An 18,303-nucleotide genomic window follows, 5' to 3' on the forward strand; every position below is an offset into this window, starting at 1 on the left:
CCCTCCCCGGCTGATCCATACTTGCCGTTGCACCTGCCTGGGAGAACCGCCATGAACCGCAGCGACGTACTGATCATCGGCGCCGGCCCCACCGGTCTGGTGCTGGCCCTGTGGCTGAGCAAGCTGTCGATCCGCGTGCGCATCATCGACAAGGCCTCCGCCCCCGGCACCACCTCCCGGGCGCTGGCGGTGCAGGCGCGCACCCTGGAGCTGTACCGGCAACTGGACCTGGCCGACGCCGTGGTGCGCAGCGGCCACCGGGTGCAGGCGGCCAATTTCTGGGTCAAGGGCAAGCCCGTGGCGCAGTTGCCGCTGCACCGCATCGGCGAAGGGCTGACGCCGTATGCGTTCCTGGAGATCTACCCGCAGGACGAACACGAACGGCTGCTGATCGAGCGCCTGGAAGACTACGGCGTGACCGTCGAACGCAACACCACCCTGGAAAGCTTCGAGGAGACCGGCGACGGCATCAGCGCCCACCTGCGCCTGCCCGACGGCGAACAGGAAACCTGCCAGGCCTGCTACCTGGCCGGGTGCGACGGCGCCCGTTCGGTGGTGCGCAAGAACCTGGACAGCGGGTTCCCCGGCGGCACCTATCAGCAGATTTTCTATGTCGCCGATGTCCAGGCCAGCGGCCCTGCGCTCAATGGTGAGTTGCACCTGGACCTGGACGAAGCGGACTTCCTCGCCGTGTTCCCGCTGGCCGGCGAAGGCCGTGCACGGCTGATCGGCACCGTGCGCGACGAGCGTGCGGAGCGCGCCGAGACCCTGCAGTTCTCCGATGTCAGCAGCCGTGCCATCGAACACCTCAAGGTGCACATCGACGACGTCCACTGGTTCTCCACCTACCGGGTCCACCACCGGGTGGCCGAGTTTTTCCGCAGCGGCCGGGCCTTCCTGCTCGGCGACGCGGCACACGTGCACAGCCCCGCCGGCGGCCAGGGCATGAACACCGGCATCGGCGATGCGATCAACCTGGCCTGGAAACTGGCGGCGGTGCTCAGCGGCGGCGCCACGCCCAAGCTGCTCGACAGCTACGAGACCGAGCGCATCGCCTTCGCCCGGCGCCTGGTGTCGACCACCGACAAGGTGTTCAGCTTCGTCACCGCCGAAGGGCGCATGGCCGACTTGCTGCGCACGCGGCTGGCGCCGTTCCTGATCCCGAAAATGGCGTCGTTCGAGGCCAGCCGCGAGTTCCTGTTCCGCACCGTGTCGCAGATCACCCTCAACTACCGCGGCATGCCGCTGAGCGAAGGGCTGGCCGGCCATGTGCACGGCGGCGACCGCCTGCCGTGGGCCCACGACGGCGAAGGCGACAACTACGAACCGCTGCGTCACCCCGGCTGGCAGGTGCATGTGTACGGCGACACCAGCGACGAGATGATCGCCTGGTGCCACGCCCACAACCTGCCGCTGCACGTGTTCGACTGGCGCCCGGCCTTCGAGGCGGCGGGCCTGGGGCGCAATGGCTTCTACCTGCTGCGCCCGGACACCTACGTCGCGGTTGCCGACAACAGCGCCGACCCGAAAGTGATCGAACGCTACCTGCGCGATCACGGGATCCGGCCGTTCTTCAACTGACCCGACCTTGCGGCGCCCGGACTGACGCCATCGCTGGCAAGTCGAATCGTCGCACCGCAGCTCCCACAGGTACCCCGGGTGTTTGCAGGATCCAGGTACACCACAAAACTTGTGGGAGCTGGCTTGCCAGCGATGAGGCCAGTTCAGCCGACATCTCTGTTGCCTGACCTACCGCCATCGCCCGCAGGCCGGCTCCCACATCCAAGATGGAGGGGTCGGTCAGATCCCGGCCAGGGCCAGATCCATCGCGAAGTAGGTGAAGATCAGGTCCGCACCGGCCCGTTTGATCGCGCCGAGGCTTTCGCGCACCACGCGGTCTTCGTCGATGGCGCCGGCCTGGGCGCCGAACTTGATCATCGCGTACTCGCCGCTGACCTGGTACGCCGACAGCGGCAGGTTCGAGGCTTGGCGGATGTCGCGGATGATGTCCAGGTACGCGCCGGCCGGCTTGACCATCAGCGCATCGGCGCCTTCCTGTTCGTCCAGCAGCGACTCGCGCAGGGCTTCGCGGCGGTTCATCGGGTTCATCTGGTAGCTCTTGCGGTCGCCCTTGAGCGCGCTGCCGCCGGCCTCGCGGAACGGGCCGTAGAGGGCCGAGGCGAACTTGGTCGAATAGGCCATGATCGCGGTCTGGGCGAACCCGGCCTCATCCAGCGCCCGGCGGATCGCCTGCACCTGGCCGTCCATCGCCGCCGACGGCGCGATCACGTCGGCCCCGGCGCGGGCGGCGGCCACGGCTTGCTTGCCGAGGTTGATCAGGGTCTGGTCGTTGTCCACCTCATGGTTGTGCATCACGCCGCAATGGCCGTGGTCGGTGTACTCGCAGAAGCAGGTGTCGGACATCACGATCATTTCCGGCACGGCATCCTTGGCGATCCGCGACATGCGCGACACCAGCCCGTTCTCGCGCCAGGTGTCGCTGCCGTTGGCGTCCAGGTGGTGGGACACGCCGAACGTCATCACCGACTTGATCCCGGCGCGGGCGTAACGCTCGATCTCGCCGGCCAGCTTGCGCTCGGGAATGCGCATCACGCCGGGCATGCTCTTGATCGGCACGAAGTCGTCGATCTCTTCCTCGACGAAAATCGGCAGCACCAGATCGTTGAGGGTGAATTCGGTTTCCTGGAACAGGCTGCGCAGGCTCGCATTGCGGCGCAGACGGCGTGGACGTGCTTCGGGGAACTGACTGGACATGGGGCCTTTCCTGAAAACGGCGGATGAGACGAAAGTCGTAGGGGGCGAAGCTTATGCCTTGCCCAGGGCGGCGTACAAACCTGGATCAATCAAGAGTGCGTTACCGCGTGCGCAACAATGGGCTGTGGGAGTGAACCCGTTGCGGTGACGTCAGGGCCGTCATCGTGAGCAGGCTCGCTCCTACAGGGCGACCGTCAAGAAGGAATCGTGAGGCCCCGCACTACCGCCGGCCGCGCCAGGAAACGCTCCAGCACCCGGGTGACGTTGGGGAAATTGCCGATGCCCACCAGATCCCCCGCCTCGTAGAAACCGATCAGGTTGCGCACCCACGGGAACGTGGCGATGTCGGCGATGGTGTAGCGCTCGCCCATGATCCAGTCGCGGCCTTCGAGCCGCTGATTGAGGACGCTGAGCAGGCGCCGGCTCTCTTCGACGTAGCGGTCGCGGGGGCGCTTGTCCTCGTAGTCCTTGCCGGCGAATTTGTTGAAGAAGCCGAGCTGGCCGAACATCGGGCCGATGCCGCCCATCTGGAACATCAGCCACTGGATCGTCTCGTAACGCAACGCGCCTTCGTGGGCCAGCAGCTGGCCGCTCTTGTCGGCGAGGTAGATCAGGATCGCCCCGGACTCGAACAGCGGCAGCGGCTGGTCATCCGGCCCGTGCGGGTCGATGATCGCCGGGATCTTGTTGTTCGGGTTCAGCGACAGGAATTCCGGGGACATCTGGTCCTGGGTGTCGAACCCCACACGGTGCGGCTCGTAAGGCAGGCCGATCTCTTCAAGCATGATCGACACCTTGACGCCGTTGGGGGTCGGCAGGGAATACAGCTGAATCCAGTCGGGGCATTGCGCCGGCCATTTGCGGGTGATCGGGAACGCGGACAGATCGGTCATGGGAAGCATCCAGTCACAATTGAAGCCCCGATCATAATGGAGGCTCCGCCGAACCGTAACATCTTGTGGTTAGGCTGCCGGGGCACGGATCGAACCAACCGGGCCTCAGGGGACTCTGAGCGCACACACTTCGCAAGGAACGCCATTGAAGACAGGGAACACACCCGGCGCTGGAAGCCCGAGGTGCACAGGCTTGTCCGCCTTGACCGAATCCGCTGAAGAATCCTTTGCCCATGACGAACCTGATGAGCTTCGCCAAACGCTTCAAGCACCGCCCCTACGTGGCCCTGCCCTCCCTGCTGGCGGCCAGTGCGCTGTTCCTTTCGCTTGAGTCCAGCGAAAGCCGTGCGCAACCGGTGGACGGCACACAGACGCTGGTGTTCCTGCGCCACGCCGAAAAGCCCGCCGGCGGCCTGGGCCAGCTCAACTGCCAGGGCCTGAACCGGGCGCTCGAACTGTCGACCCTGCTGCCGGAGAAGTTCGGCAAGGCCGACTACGTGTTCGCCGCCAACCCCACGCGCAACGTCGAGGAAGGCGAGCTGGACAACACCTACAGCTACATCCGCCCGCTGATGACCATCAGCCCCGCCGCGATCCGGCTCGGCCTGCCGGTGAACATCGAGTTTTCCGCCAACGACACCAGCGACCTGGCCCGGGAGCTGATCGAAGACAAGTACCACAACGCGACCATCTACACCGCCTGGTCCCACGGCTACCTGCCGGAGCTGATCAACAAGGTGGCCGGCAAGGCCGTGGGCGAGCGGCAGACCATCACCGACGACTGGGACGCCGGGGACTTCGACTCGCTGTACGTGCTGACCCTGACCTGGCACAACGGCAAGGCCAGCCTGCAGAGCCACAGCTACAAGCAGGGGCTGGACAACGGCAAGGCCACCTGCCCGACCTGAGTTCGCGGATCTGCGGCGCCCCCACTGACGCCATCGCCAGCAGGCTGGCTCCCACAGGGATCCGGGTGAATGAAGGGTCTGCAGTCACCCCAGAACCTGTGGGGTCAGCTGTCTTGATCTTGCTCTGCGGTTCCCTCACTGACGCTATCGCCAGCAGGCTGGCTCCTACAGTTCTTGCCTGCGACACCGATCTGGGTGGGAGCCAGCCTGCTGGCGATGGGGCGGCCACACCATCAGCGCCGCTGACTCGCCCGCGCCTTCAAGTACTCAACCACCGCCTCCCGCTCCCCCGCGAACTCGATCCGTGCGCCCTTCTTCTCGCGCTGGAACACGTACATCGGATCGTAGTACTCGCGCAGCAAGCCCTCGATCCAGCCCCGGTGCAGTTCCACCGCGCCGCTGCGGCCCTGCTCGGCCAGGGCCTGCTCCATCAGTTCCAGCATCCGCCGGTGCCGCTCGCCGCCCAGGCGTTTGTGCACGTTGTTGAGGCTGTCCAGCAGGCGTTGCGAGAACAGCGCGAACCCCGCCTCGCCGTGCACCGCCGTGAACTCCGCCGACAGGTCCACCACGTAATCGCGCAGGATGCGCTCCACGCGGTGGTCGAAACGGTCCTCCAGCCAGACCATCGGGTACTGCTGCATGCCCTGGTACAGCGGCAACGGCAGCGCGCAACTGCCGACCACCCGGCTCTCGTCCTCCAGCACGAACTGGCCGATGCCGGCGTCGCGCTTCTTGAGGATGTCGATGGCCAGGCGGTTCTCGAAATCGATGTTCGACGGCTGGCCGGTGGCGCGCTTGCCGAAGCTCGATCCCCGGTGATTGGCGTGGCCTTCCAGGTCCAGGCCGTTGTCGAGCAGCGCCAGCGCTTCGGTCTTGCCGGTGCCGGTCATGCCGCCCAGCAGCACGAAATCGCACTGGGCCACGGCCTGTTCGAGGGTGTCGATCAGAAAGGTACGCATCGCCTTGTAGCCACCGCCGACCCGGGGGTAGTCGATGCCGGCCTCGTCCCGTAGCCATTGCTGGGTGATCTGCGAACGCAGGCCGCCGCGGAAGCAATACAGGAGCCCGTCGGGGTGGGCCCGGGCGAAGTCGGCCCAGCCCTGGATGCGTTCGGCCTTGACCGCGCCGGAGACCAGGCGGTAACCCAGTTCGATGGCGGCCTGCTGGCCGTGCTGCTTGTAGCAGGTGCCGATCCGTTGGCGCTCGTGGTCATTCATCAGCGGCCGGTTGACCGCGCCCGGGAACGAGCCCTTGAGAAACTCGACCGGCGCGCGCGCATCCATCAGGGGCCGGTCGTTGAGGAAGATGTCGCGGTAATCGGTGCAGTCGAAGCGCATCAAACCACCTCGACCGCGTGGGTCTGTCGCTCGACCAGTTCGCCGATCGGCTCAAGGCTCAGGCCCAGTTCGGCCGCCACCGCGAGGAACTCGGCGTCGCCTTCGGGGGTGACGGCGATCAGCAGGCCACCGCTGGTCTGCGGATCGCACAGCACGCGCTTGTGCAGCTCCTGCAAGCGGCCGATCTTGCTCGAATAGCTGTCGAAGTTGCGCAAGGTGCCGCCGGGCACGCAGCCCTGCTCCAGGTAATGCTCGATGCCGGCCAGGCGCGGCACCCGGTCATAGGCGATGCGCGCCGTCAGGTGGCTGCCGTCGGCCATTTCCACCAGGTGCCCGAGCAGGCCGAAACCGGTGACGTCGGTCATGGCCGTGACGCCGGCCAGTTTGCCGAAGCGGCTGCCGGGCTTGTTCAGGGTGCACATCCAGTCGCGGGCCAGGCCGATGTCGGCATGGCGCAGCTTGCCCTTTTTCTCGGCCGTGGTGAGGATGCCGATGCCCAAGGGTTTGGTCAGGTACAGCCGGCAGCCGGCGGTGGCGGTGTCGTTGCGCTTCATGTGGCGCTTTTCCACCAGGCCGGTGACGGCCAGGCCGAAGATCGGCTCCGGCGCGTCGATGGAGTGCCCGCCGGCCAGCGGGATGCCCGCCGCGTCGCACACCGCGCGCCCGCCGCGGATCACTTCCCGCGCCACTTCCGCCGCCAGCACATTGACCGGCCAGCCCAGGATGGCGATGGCCATCAGCGGGTCGCCGCCCATGGCGTAGATGTCGCTGATGGCATTGGTGGCGGCGATGCGGCCGAAGTCGAACGGGTCGTCGACGATCGGCATGAAGAAGTCGGTGGTCGAGACCACGCCGCGCTCGGCGTCGATCTCATACACTGCCGCGTCGTCGCGCGAGGCGTTGCCGACCCACAGTTTCGGATCGAGGTTCTGCGCCCCGCTGCCGGCCAGGATCACCTCCAGCACCTGGGGGGAAATCTTGCAGCCGCAACCGGCGCCGTGGCTGTATTGGGTCAGACGAATCGGCTCGCTCATGGACAATTCTCAGGCTGTGGATGGGGCGGATTCTAGCAGAGGCGCCCGCCGCAAATGTTTCACGCGCTGCCCGACCTGTGCTCGGCTCAGGGCCGCTCCGCGCCCCGGCGGGAGCAAGCTCCCTCGCCACATCAGCCAGAAACAGGCAAAAAAAAGCCGCCCTTGCGGGCGGCTGAAGCGCTCCGGCCATGAAAGTCAGAAGCCTAGGCTGAAGCTGATGGTCATCGCATGATCGTTGCCGTCGCCGGACAGTTGCCCGGAGTAGCCGATCCCCAGTTTGCCGGTCGGGCTGATCTGGAAGTCCACGCCGGCCTCGACGATGGCGCTGTCCTCGGCGATCGGCACGCCCTGGGTGCTGAACGAGGCGCCGCCGTCGATGAAGGTCAGGTCGGCGTCGGGCTGGGTGTCGCCGAAGGCATGCCGCCAGCCGATGGCCGCCCGCGGCGTGAACTGCCCGCCGTTGGCCAGGGTGATCAGTTTGCCGGCGCGCACGCCAAGGGTGGAGAAGGTGATGTCCTGGTCGGCATCGGCCTTAAGCCGCCCCACCCCGCCCTTTTCCTTGGCCGAGTCGGTGTCGTAGTTGACGTAGGCCAGCCCGGCGAACGGCTCCAGCGCAATGCCGGCGGCCTCGAGCGTGTAGCCGACTTCGCCGAACACCTGGGCGCTGCGCGCGTCGTAATGGGCCTTCAACCGGTCGTTGTAGTTGCCGACGCTGACGTCGCGCTTGGTTTCGATGTCGTGCCAGCTGTAAGCCGCGCCGAGGCGCACCGCCAGGGCATCGAACTGCGAGCTCAGGTACGCCGCCAAGTGGTAGCTCTCGACCGTGGCGTCCGAGCGCCGGTCGTGGGCGTCGAGGTCGCTGCGGGTGTAACCGGCGGCCATGCCTGCGCGCCACTGGTCGTCGAGCTGCTTGTCGGTGCCGAGCAGGAAGCCCGAGAGGTTGCGGTCGAGCTTGGCGCTGTTGCTGTCGCCGTCCGACTCGCCCCACGCGCCGAGCGCGCGGATCCAGCCGACCATCTCGCCGTGGCAGCCGTTGCTGCTCAACTGGTTGTCGCTCGGCGCCAGGGCCCGGCGCGGATCGTCCGCTGCGCTGCACGACGGCTGGCGCATGCGGTCGTTGACCGCGTCGCGCACATAGCGCGAATCCTCCAGCACGGCGCTGGCGGTGCTGGCGTGGATCTCCCCGGACAGGCTGTCGAACGCGTTGCGCGCACCGGCCACGCTGAGGTTGACGATCTCGTTCTGCAACGCCGCCCCCGCCGCACCGTTGCGCGACAGGGCCGCTGCCGTGCTGCGCTGGTTGCCGGTGGCCGCCACATCGGCGAACGAATTGCCGTTGCGGCTGACCGCCAGGTTCACCGCATTGGCGCTGTACACCAGGCTGGTGTTGAGGAACGCGTACTGCGGCAGGTCCGCCGAGCTGAAGGTGCCGGTGACGCCGCCGCCCGCCGTGATCAGCGAATACACGGTGCTGCCGGAGAACGGCGCCAGGCTGTTGACCAGCAGGCCGCCGCCGAGGGTCGCGGTGCCGCCGACGGCCAGGGGCGTTGCGGTCGGCGAGCTGACCGTCAGCGCCAGCAGGCCGTCGGCGGCGTTGGTCAGGTTGCCGGTGACGCTCAAGGTGCCGTCGGTGCCGCCGGAAGCCACCACACCATGGTTCACGATCGCGCCGACGCTGCCGTTGCCGCTCAGCGCTGCGCCGTTGGCCACGGTGACTTGCCCGGCCAGCGAGGCGCGTGCCGCGCGGCTGCCGACCTGCAGCACGCCTTGATCCACCGACACCGCGCCGCTGAACGGCTGGTCACCGGTCAGCAGCAAGCGGCCGGTGCCGCGCTTGGCCAGCGCGCCGATGCCGCTGAGCCGGCCGCTGAACTGGCCATCGACGTTCTGCTGGAACACCAGCGAAGCGTTGTCGAGGATGTTGCCTTGCAGGCTGGTGCTGTTGCCGATCAACGTGCCGCCGCTGACCGTGGTGCCACCGCTGTAGGTGTTGGCGCCGCTGAGCACCAGCGTGCCGGCGTCGAGTTTTTCGATGCCGCCGGTGCCCACCAGCGGCGCGGAGATTTCCGCGCTGCCCCCGGCATTGACCCGCACCGGCGCCAGGCTGCCGTCCGGCCCGTTGACCGGGGTCAGGCTGCCGCCGGCACCCGGCGTCAGGCTGTAGCCGCCGACCAGGAACTGCAGGCCGGTGAAGGCTTGGTTGCCGACCACGCTGACCGTGCCGCCCTGCCCGCCGAACACCGCGAACTGGCCGTTGGCGCCCAGCGCCTGGGTGCCGGTGGGGTCGGTCCAGTTGGTGCCCGGGCCCCACACGCCGCTGCCGCCGCCGATGCTGCCGTCGGGGTTGGTCTTGCCGCCGTTCCAGAACTGCACTTCGCCCGGCGAGCCCTGCACCAGCAGGTTGATCTGGTTGGCGAAGGCGGTCTGCAGCGACAGGTTGCCCGTCGGCACCGGCAGGCTGCCGTAGGTCAGGCCGTTGTCGGTGAGGGTGCCACCGTAGCTGAACAGTTGATAGATCCCGGTGCCGAAGCCGCCGGCGTTGGTGATGTTGAGGGTGCCGTCCAGCGTGAGGTTGCCGGCGACGTTGACCACCGTGGTGGAACTGGCGGCCGAGCCGAGGGTGAAGTCCAGCACGCTGCCGGAGGACAGCGCCAGCGATCCGACCGACAGCGGCGTCGCCGCGCCGCCGCCCAGCAGGGTCGCGCCGTTGGCCAGTTGCACGTTGCCGCCGAACTGCCCGCCGCCGATCTTCGCCCCGCTGGCGACATTCACGCTGGCGCTGTTGAGCACGCCGTTGACCCGCAGCGTGCCGGCCTGCACGTCGGTGTTGCCGGTGAAGCCGTTGGTGCCGGTCAGCAGCAAGGCGCCGGTGCCGGTCTTGGTCAAGGTGCCGGCACCGGTGAGGTTGCCGGTGTAGGTGCCGTCGCTGTTCTGCTCAAAGGTCAGCGCCGCGTTGTTGACGATGGCCCCTTGCAGGCTGCTGGTGTCGCCCCGGGTGCTGCCGCCGTTGAGCGTGGTGCCGCCGGTGTAGCTGTTGGCGCCGCTGAGCACCAGGTCGCCGCTGCCGTTCTTCACCAGGCTGCCGTTGCCGCTGATGGCGCCGATCAGGCTGGTGTTCTGGTTGCCGGCCAGGGTGAGCTGCGCGCCCAGGCCGATGGCGTTGGCCAGTTGCAGTGCGCTGGCGCTGTCGAGGGTGGCGTTGCCCAGGACGCTGAGCGCGCCGCTGCCGAGTGCGCTGTTGTTGCCCAGGATCAGCGAACCGCCGGACAGTTGCGTGCCGCCGCTGTAGGTGTTGTTGCCGTTGAGGGTCAGGCTGGCGGCGCCGGCCTTGGACAGGCTGCCGCTGCCGCTCACCGTGCCGTCGAGGGTCAGGGCGTTGCTGCCGGCAATGGCCAGCCCGCCGTTGAGCACCACGGCGTTGGCCAGGGTGACGGCGGTGTTGCTGTCCAGCGCCGTGCCGCCTGCGGCGGTCAATGTGCCCGTGCCCAGGGCCGCGTCGTTGCCCACCACCAGTTTGCCGCCGTTGAGGGCGGTGCCGCCGGTGTAGCCGTTGGCGGCGTTGAGCACCAAGGTGCCGGCGTCGTATTTGCCCAGGGTGCCGCTGCCGTTGAGCGCCACGCCGAGGGTGGCGGTGGCGTTCGGGTCGACCCGCACGGTGGCGTTGCCCAAGGAACCGTTGACCAGATTCAGCGAACCCGCCGTGCCGTTCTGCAGGCTGTAGCCATCGGTGACGAACTGCAGGCCGGTGACGGTCTGCGCGCCGTTGACCGTCACGGTGCCCGCACTGCCCTGGAACACCGCGAAGCTGTTGCCCCAGGCCTGGTTGACGGTGCCGTTGACGTCGGTCCAGTTGGAGGTGCCGCTGCCCCAGGTGCCGCTGCCGCCTTCGATGGTGCCGTTGCCGGTCAACTGGCTGCCGTCCCAGAACTGCACGGTGACGCCCGGTGCGGTGACCAGCAGGTTGATCTGGTTGCCGACGCTGGTCTGCAATTGCAGGTCGCCGGGGGTGACGCTGCCCGGCAAGGTGCCGAACAGCAGGCCGTTGTCGGTCAGGCCGCCGGTGTAGTTGATGATCCGGTAGACCCCGCTGCCGAAGCCGCCCAGGTCGCTGACGTTGAGGGTGCCGTCCAGGGTCAGGTTGCCGTTGACGTTGAGCAGCGCGCTGCCGCCGCCGGACACCGGCGCGCCGAGGCCGACATCCAGGTTCGAGTTGCCGCTGAGCGCCAGCGAGCCCAACGACAGTGCGCTGCCGGTGGCCAGGGCCAGGTGCCCGCCGTCGGCCACGGTGACCGCGCCCGCCAGGCTGCCGGAGCCGCCCAGGGTGCCGCCGCTGTTGACCTGCACGTTGGCGCTGTCCAGTGAACCGTTGACCCGCAGGGTGCCGGCGCCGACCGTGGTGTCGCCGGTCAGGGTGCTGGCGCCGCTCAGGGTCAGGGTGCCGGTGCCCAGTTTGTTCAGGGCGCCGCTGCCGGTGAGGAGGCCGTCGAAGGTGCTGCTCAGGTTGTTGCCGCCGATGCTCAGCGACTGGCCGGCGCCGACGTCGGCGGTGCCGCTGCCGGTGAGACTGGCGATGGCCGCCGAGCCGCCGAGGTTGAGGGTGGTGCCGCCCGCGAGGTTGACCCCGGCGTTGTTGCCCAGCGCCGCATTGCCGACGGTGGTGAGGCTGCCGGCCTGCACGTCGAAAGTGCCGCTGAAGGTGTTGGCGCCGGTCAGGGTCAGGTCGGACGCGCCGTTCTTGGTCAGCGTGCCGGCCCCGGCGAGCACGCCGCCCAGGGTCAGGTCGTTGCTGCCGGCCACGGTCAGGTTGGCGTTGACGTTGACGTCGTTGCCCAGCACCAGTGTCGAGGTGTTGTCGAGGGTCGAGGCGCCCGCCACGGTCAACGCACCGGATCCCAGCGCGCTGGCGGTGCCGAGGGTCAGGGTGCCGGTGTTGAGCGTGGTGCCGCCGCTGTAGGTGCCGGTGCCGTTGAGGGTCAGGTTGGCCGCGCCGTTTTTCACCAGCCCGCCCGTGCCGCTGACGGCGCCGCCCAGGGTCAGGTTGTTGCTGCCGGCCACCGTCAGGTTGGCGTTGAGCACCAACGCGTTGCCCAGGGCGAACGCGCCGCTGCTGTCGAGGCTCGAAGCGCCGGCCACGGTCAGGTTGCCCAGGCCCAGGGCGGTGGCGCTGCCGACGGTCAGGGTGCCGGCGTTGAGCGTGGTGCCGCCGAGGAAACCGTTGGCGCCGGACAGCGTCAGGTTGGCCGTGCCGTTCTTGGTCAGGCTGCCGGCGCCGTTGATGGCCCCGGCCAGCGTCAGGTTGTTGCTGCCGGTGACGGCGAGGTTGCCGGCCAGGTTCACCGCGTTGTTCACCGAAACGGCGCTGGCCGCATCCAGCGTGGTGCCGCCGGCCGCGTTGAGGGTGGCGGAACCGAGCGCCGCGTTGGACGCCAGGATCAGCCCCCCGGCGTTCAGCGCCACCGGCCCCAGGAAAGCGTTGTTGCCGCCGAGGGTCAGGTTGGCCGCGCCGTTCTTGATCAGGCCGCCGGTGCCGCCGATCACGCCGTTGAGCGTCAGCGCGTTGCTGCCCGCCACGGTCAGGTTGCCGTTGAGGGTCACGGCGTTGCCCAAGGTGACCGCCGCGTTGCTGTCCAACTGCGTGCCGGTCGCCGCCGTCAGCGTGCCGGTGCCCAGCGCGGTGTTGCTGCCGACCACCAGTTTGCCGCCGTCCAGCGCGGTGCCGCCGCTGTAGCTGTTGGCGCCGTTGAGGACGAGGGTGCCGCTGTCGAGCTTGTTGAGGATGCCGCTGCCGTTGATGCCGACGCCGACCGTCGCGGTCACGCCCGGATCGACCCGCACCGCCGTGGTGCCGCCGGTGCCGTTGACGGCGGTCAGTTGCCCCGCCGTGCCGTTGACCAGGCTGTAGCCGTCGGTGGTGAACTGCAGGCCGGTGAACAGTTGCGTGCCGTCCACCGTCACGGTGCCGGCCGTGCCCTGGAACACGCCGAAATCGCCGGCCCAGGCCTGGTTCAGGGTGCCGTTGACGTTGGTCCAGTTGGAGCCGGCGGCGTTCCAGGTGCCGCTGCCGCCGTCCACCGAGCCGTTGGGCACGGTCTGGCTGCCGTCCCAGAAGCGGATGTTGGCGTTCGGCGCCGACACCAGCAGGTTGACCTGGTTGCCGACCGAGGTCTGCACCACCAGGTCGCCGAGGCCGAAGCCGACCGGCACGCTGGCCACGTCCAGGCCCAGGTCCGTCAGGCTGCCGGTGTAGTTGATCAGGCGGTACACGCCGACGCCGAAACCGCCGGCGTCGGTGACGTTGAGGTTGCCGTTCAGGGTCAGGTTGCCGCCGACGTCGATCAGCGAGGTGGTCGACGGCGCGGCCAGGGCCACGTCGAGGTTGCCGCTGGCGCCGAGGGTCAAGCCGCTCGCCGACAGCTGGTTGCCCGAAGACAGGGCCAGGTGGCCGCCGTTGGCGACGTTCAGCTGGCCGAGGACTGTGCCGTTGCCGGTGAAGGTGGCGCCGCTGCCGACATCCACCTGGGCGCTGGCCAGCGAGCCGCTGAGGTTCAGGGTGCCGCCGCTCACCAGGGTGTTGCCGGTCAGCCCGCTGATCCCGGTGAGGTTCAGGTTGCCGGTGCCGACCTTGGTCAGGCCGCCGCTGCCGCTGACGTCGCCGTCGAAGGTGCTGGTGGTGCTCACCCCGCCCACGGTCAGGGTGCTGCCGGCGCCGACCTGCACGCTGCCGCTGCCGCTCAGGCCGCCCACGCTCGCGTCGCTGCCCAGGTTGAGGCTGGCCCCGGCGCTGATGGCCGCGCCCGAGGTGTTGCCCAGCGCGCCGCTGCTCAGGGTCGAGACACTGCCGGCGAGGATGTTCAGCGCACCGGTGAAGGTGTTGCTGCCCATCAGCGTCAGGTCGTCGAGGCCGCTCTTGATGAGGTCGCCGGCGCCGCTGACCACGCCGCTGAGCACCAGGCTGTTGTTGCCGGCCACGGTCAGCCCGGCGTTGAGGGTGATGTCGTTGCCCAGCACCAGGGCCGAGCTGTTGTCCAGCGTCGCCGCCCCGCCGACGGTGAGCGCTCCGCTGCCCAGCGCCGCCGGGGTGCCGAGGGTCAGCGTGCCGGCATTGAGGGTGGTGCCGCCCTGGTAGGTGTTGATGCCGTTGAGCGTCAGGTTGGCCGTGCCGTTCTTCACCAGCGAGCCCGTGCCGCTGATCACGCCGCCCAGGGCCAGGTTCTGCGAACCGGCCACGGTCAGGGCGGCGTTGAGGGTGACGGCGTTGTTCAGGTTGACCAGCGCCGAACTGTTGTCCAGGGTCGCGGCCCCGGCGACGGTCAACGCGCCGCTGCCCAGCGCCGAGCTGTTGCCGACGGTGAGCGTGCCGGCGTTCAGCGTGGTGCCGCCCGCGTAGGCGTTGGTGCCGTTGAGGGTCAGGTTGGCCGCGCCGTTCTTCACCAGGCTGCCGACACCGTTCACCGCACCGCCCAGGGTCAGATCCGCGGTGCCGCCGATGTTCAGGGCGCCGGCCACGTTCACGGCGTTGCCCAGGCTGACGGCGGTGTTGGTGTCCAGCGTGGTGTTGGCCGCCGCGTTCAGCGTGCCGCTGCCCAGCGCGGTGCTGTTGCCGACGATCAGTTTGCCGGCGTTGAGCGCGGTGTTGCCGAAGTAGGTGTTGGCGCCGTTGAGGATCAGGTCGGCGGCGCCGTTCTTGATCAGCCCGCCGACGCCGGACACCGTGCCGGTGAGGGTCAGCGCATTGCTGCCGGCGACGGTCAGGTTGCCGCCCAGGTTGACGTTGTTGGCCAGGCTCGTGGCCGTGCTGGCGTCCAGCGTGGTGCCGGCCGCCGCGTTCAGGTTGCCGACGCCCAGCGCCGTGGCGGAGCCGACGATCAGCGTGCCGGCGTTGAGCGAGGTGGAGCCGGTGTAGGTGTTGTTGCCGGTCAGGGTCAGGCTGGAAGTGCCGGTCTTGATCAGCCCGCCGGCACCGTCGATGACGCCGCCCAGGGTGAGCGCGTTGCTGCCGCCGGCCGAGAGGTTGGCGTTGAGGGTGATGGCGTTGCCCAGAGTGACCGCACCGCTGCTGTTGAGGGTGCTCGCCCCGCCCACGGTCAGGGCGCCGCTGCCCAGCGCCGCCCCGTTGCCGACGGTCAGGCTGCCGGCGTTGAGGGTGGTGCCGCCGCCGTAGGTGTTGCTGCCGTTGAGGGTCAGGTTGGCCGTGCCGTTCTTGATCAGCCGGTTGGCGCCGCTGACCACGCCGTCCAGGGTCAGCCCGTTGCTGCCGCCGATGCTCAGGTCGGCGTTGAGCACCACGTTGTTGGCCAGTGCCACGCTGGTGCTGCTGTCCAGGGTCGCGGCGCCGGTGACCGTCAGATCGCCGCTGCCCAACGCGCCGGCGTTGCCGACGGTCAGGGTGCCGGCGCTCAGGGTGGTGCCGGCCAGGAAGGTGTTGGCGCCGTTGAGGATCAGGTTGGCGGCGCCGTTCTTGGTCAGCCCGCCGCTGCCGCCGACCACCCCGCCGAGGGTCAGGTTGGCGCTGCCGCCGATGTTCAGGTTGCCGCCCAGGGTGACCGCGTTGCCCAGCGACACCGTCGTGTTGGCGTCGAGCGTGGTGCCCGCCGCCGTGGACAGGCCACCGCTGCCCAGCGCCGTGTTGGCGCCGACGATCAGCGTACCGGCGTTGAGCGAGATGCCGCCGGCGAACCCGTTGCTGCCGCCCAGGGTCAGGGCGGCGGTGCCGTTCTTGACCAGCCCGCCGGCACCGTTGACCACGCCGTTGAGGGCCAGGGCCTGGGTGCCGCCGATGACCAGGTTCGCCGCCAGGTTGACGGCGTTGGCCAGGCTCACGGCGGTGGTTGCGTCCAGCGTGGTGCCGGCCGCCGTGTTCAGTGCGCCGGTGCCCAGGGCAGTGTTGCTGCCCACGAACAGCGTGCCGGCGTTGAGGGCGGTCGCGCCGCTCTGGGTGTTGTTGCCGGTCAGGGTCAGGCTGGCCGCGCCGCTCTTGGTGAGGCCGCCCGTGCCGGAGAGCACGCCGCCCAGGGTCAGGTTGTTGCTGCCCAGCACGGTGAGGCTGCCGGTCAGGCCGACGTTGTTGTTCAGGGTGACGTTGGCGGTGCTGTCCAGGCTGGTGCCGGCGGCCGCGTTCAGGGTGCCGCTGCCCAAGGCGTTGTTGTTGCCGACCCGCAACGTGCCGGCGCTCAGGGTGGTGGTGCCGCTGTAGCCGGTGTTGACGCCGCTGAGGGTGAGGCTGCCGCTGCCGGTCTTGGTCAGGCCGCTGGCGCCGGTGAGCGCGCCGCTCAGGGTCAGCGCCCCGGCGCCGCTGGCGGTCAGGGTGCTGTTGAGGGTGATGGCGTTGGCCAGGTTGACGGTGCCGGGCGCTGTCAGGGTCGCTGCGCCGCCGATGGTGACGGTGCCGCTGCTGAACGCCTGATCGTTGCCCACCTGCACGCTGCCGGCGTTGATCGTGGTGTTGCCGGTGAAGGTGTTCGCCGCCCCCAGGCTCAATTGGCCGGCGCCGGACTTGGTCAGGCCGCCGGCGCCGGACAGCACGCTGGTCAGGCTCAGGTCGTTGGCGCCCTGCACCGTCAGGCCGCCGGCGCCCAGGGTGATCAGGTTGCCCAGGCTCAGGCCGGCGCTGCTGGCCTGGAGGATCCCGCCGTTCGAGGTCAATACGCCGCTGCCGAACGCCGCGTTGTTGTTGAACTGCACCACCCCGCCGTTGAGGGTCGAACTGCCGCTGACCACCGGCCCCTGCAAGGTCCAGGTGCCGCTGTTGACGGTGAGGTTGTTGAAGTTGACGTAGGTGGCGCTGGACACCGTGCCGCTGCCGCTGGTGCCGCCGCCTACGCCGAGGGTGTTCTGCAGCACCAAGGCGTTGGTGCCGCCGGCGCCGCCGTCGATCTGCCCGGTCGGGGCGAACGTCAGGTTGACCCCGATCAGCCCGCCGAGGCCGACGGTGACCTGCACGCCGTCGCCGACGTTGACGCTGGAACCGGTCACCGCGGTGAAGGTGTTGGTGCTGTTCGCCCCCATCGACACGCTGCCGGTGATGCTGCCGGCGTTGGTGAACGTGTTGCCGGCGGCGGACGTCTCGAACGCCACCCGGCCCTGCACGCTGCCGTTGTTGGTCATGCTCACCGTCGAGCCGCCGTACACGCCCACCACCGGGGTGTCGGCCAGGCTGATGCCGCCCACCGACAGGCCGGTGGAGGTGATGGTGCCGTTGTTGGTGATGCTGGTGGTGCCGGCGGCGGCGTTGTTCACGCCGATGCCCAGGCCGTCGATGCTGGTCAGGTTCAGGCCCAGCAACATGCCGGTGCCGCGGATGATGCCGCTGGCGTTGTTGAGGACGTTGACCGTGCTCGCCGCGCCGGTGCCGATGAACGCGCCGCCGCTGAGCACCGACACCAGCCCCAGCAGCGCCGGGTCCAGGGTGCCGGAGTTGTTCAGGGTGATGTTGACCCCGGTCAGGTCCAGCACCCGGCCGCCGAGGGTGGCGTTCATCTGCGCGCCGGCGTTGACGTTGACCGTCAGGCCGTTGGCCGCGCTGGCGTAGTTGTTGAGGAACAGCGGCAGGCTCGGCACGCCGGTGCAGGTCACGGTGGAGCCGGCCACCGAACAGGTGGCGAGCGCCGGTTGGCTGACGCCGCCGAACAGCAATCCGGCGACGCTCAGGTGCACGGCAAGGGACAGTGGGGAAAAACGCGAAACGAGGGCGATAGCGGACCTTGCGTGCACGGGCTACTCCTTGTCGTGGCCAAAATCTTCCTTGAGGGGCGTGCTGGCGCATCGCTTATTCCGCACGCGAATCAAGACTGCGACGGTCATCACAAAACCGTGACATTCCCGACACACGCTAGTTGATGCCCCGCGATGGGGCATTCTTCAAATGGTGTTAATACTTTGGCGCTAGATGCTTTTGAAATATGGATCCAGATCCACGGCCTGCGCGGGGTTCGGGCCTTTTTTGGGGAGCCTGCCTGGTGGCGATGGCGGTATGTCGGGCAACAGAGATGTCGGCCGTCCCGGCCTCATCGCTGGCAAGCCGGCTCCCACAGGTTTTTTGTGGTGGGCACAGACCCTGCCAGCACCCCGGAGACCTGTGGGAGCCAGCCTGCTGGCGATGGCGGCGTGTCAGGCAACAGAGATGTCGGCCGTCCCGGCCCTATCGCAGGCAAGCCAGCTCCCACAAGGTTTGTGGTGAACGTAGATCCTGCAAACACCCAGGATACCTGTGGGAGCTGGCTTGCCAGCGATGGCGGTGGATCAGGCACCGGCGATGCCGGGTTGGGATGCCAGATCTGCGGGCTCTTTGAAAACTGGTACGGCTTGTGCAAACGTTTGCGGGCCGTTTATCCCGGCCATTTCGACCCAGAACCGTACA

The 18,303-nt window shown here is 68.6% G+C and carries 7 protein-coding genes; 2 read left to right on the plus strand and 5 right to left on the minus strand.

Features of this window, described 5'->3' with window-relative positions; translation table 11 throughout:
• Positions 1 to 51: 51 nt before the first annotated feature.
• Positions 52 to 1,581, plus strand: a complete 1,530-nt coding sequence (locus CAG41_RS10465; RefSeq protein ID WP_085579576.1) for an FAD-dependent oxidoreductase — start codon at positions 52 to 54, stop codon at positions 1,579 to 1,581.
• Positions 1,582 to 1,800: 219 nt separating this feature from the next.
• On the opposite strand, the gene hemB is transcribed toward CAG41_RS10465, so the two are convergent.
• A complete protein-coding gene (hemB, locus tag CAG41_RS10470) occupies positions 1,801 to 2,775 on the minus strand; it encodes a porphobilinogen synthase (protein WP_085579574.1) in 975 nt (324 codons plus the stop codon).
• A 194-nt stretch (positions 2,776 to 2,969) separates the two neighbouring features.
• Positions 2,970 to 3,668, minus strand: a complete 699-nt coding sequence (locus tag CAG41_RS10475; protein WP_085579572.1) for a glutathione S-transferase family protein — start codon at positions 3,666 to 3,668, stop codon at positions 2,970 to 2,972.
• 233 nt (positions 3,669 to 3,901) lie between these two features.
• Here CAG41_RS10475 and CAG41_RS10480 point away from each other — a divergent pair, with 233 nt between their 5' ends.
• Positions 3,902 to 4,576, plus strand: coding sequence for a histidine phosphatase family protein (locus tag CAG41_RS10480; RefSeq protein WP_085630649.1), 675 nt, complete (start codon positions 3,902 to 3,904; stop codon positions 4,574 to 4,576).
• 233 nt (positions 4,577 to 4,809) lie between these two features.
• Here CAG41_RS10480 and mnmH read toward each other — a convergent pair whose 3' ends face one another.
• From mnmH to CAG41_RS10495, 3 genes are all read right to left on the minus strand, one after another.
• Positions 4,810 to 5,913: a tRNA 2-selenouridine(34) synthase MnmH gene (gene mnmH / locus CAG41_RS10485; RefSeq protein ID WP_085637769.1), complete on the minus strand. Its 1,104-nt coding sequence runs from the start codon at positions 5,911 to 5,913 to the stop codon at positions 4,810 to 4,812.
• Complete coding sequence (gene selD, locus CAG41_RS10490) at positions 5,913 to 6,947, minus strand: selenide, water dikinase SelD (RefSeq protein WP_085706964.1); 1,035 nt, start codon at positions 6,945 to 6,947, stop codon at positions 5,913 to 5,915. The genes mnmH and selD overlap by 1 nt, the downstream gene beginning before the upstream one ends.
• Before the next feature lie 195 nt (positions 6,948 to 7,142).
• Positions 7,143 to 17,657, minus strand: a complete 10,515-nt coding sequence (locus CAG41_RS10495) for an autotransporter-associated beta strand repeat-containing protein (RefSeq protein ID WP_085706965.1) — start codon at positions 17,655 to 17,657, stop codon at positions 7,143 to 7,145.
• Positions 17,658 to 18,303 lie beyond the last annotated feature (646 nt).

The sequence above is a fragment of the Pseudomonas sp. B35(2017) genome (assembly GCF_002113645.1).
GTDB classification, from domain to species: Bacteria; Pseudomonadota; Gammaproteobacteria; order Pseudomonadales; family Pseudomonadaceae; genus Aquipseudomonas; species Aquipseudomonas ekonensis.

Bases quoted from the DNA above. Each gene is read 5' to 3' on its own strand.
- CAG41_RS10465 (WP_085579576.1), top strand. From the start codon at position 52: ATGAACCGCAGCGACGTACTGATCATCGGCGCCGGCCCCACCGGTCTG.
- hemB (WP_085579574.1), bottom strand. From the start codon at position 2,775: ATGTCCAGTCAGTTCCCCGAAGCACGTCCACGCCGTCTGCGCCGCAAT.
- CAG41_RS10475 (WP_085579572.1), bottom strand. From the start codon at position 3,668: ATGACCGATCTGTCCGCGTTCCCGATCACCCGCAAATGGCCGGCGCAA.
- CAG41_RS10480 (WP_085630649.1), top strand. From the start codon at position 3,902: ATGACGAACCTGATGAGCTTCGCCAAACGCTTCAAGCACCGCCCCTAC.
- mnmH (WP_085637769.1), bottom strand. From the start codon at position 5,913: ATGCGCTTCGACTGCACCGATTACCGCGACATCTTCCTCAACGACCGG.
- selD (WP_085706964.1), bottom strand. From the start codon at position 6,947: ATGAGCGAGCCGATTCGTCTGACCCAATACAGCCACGGCGCCGGTTGC.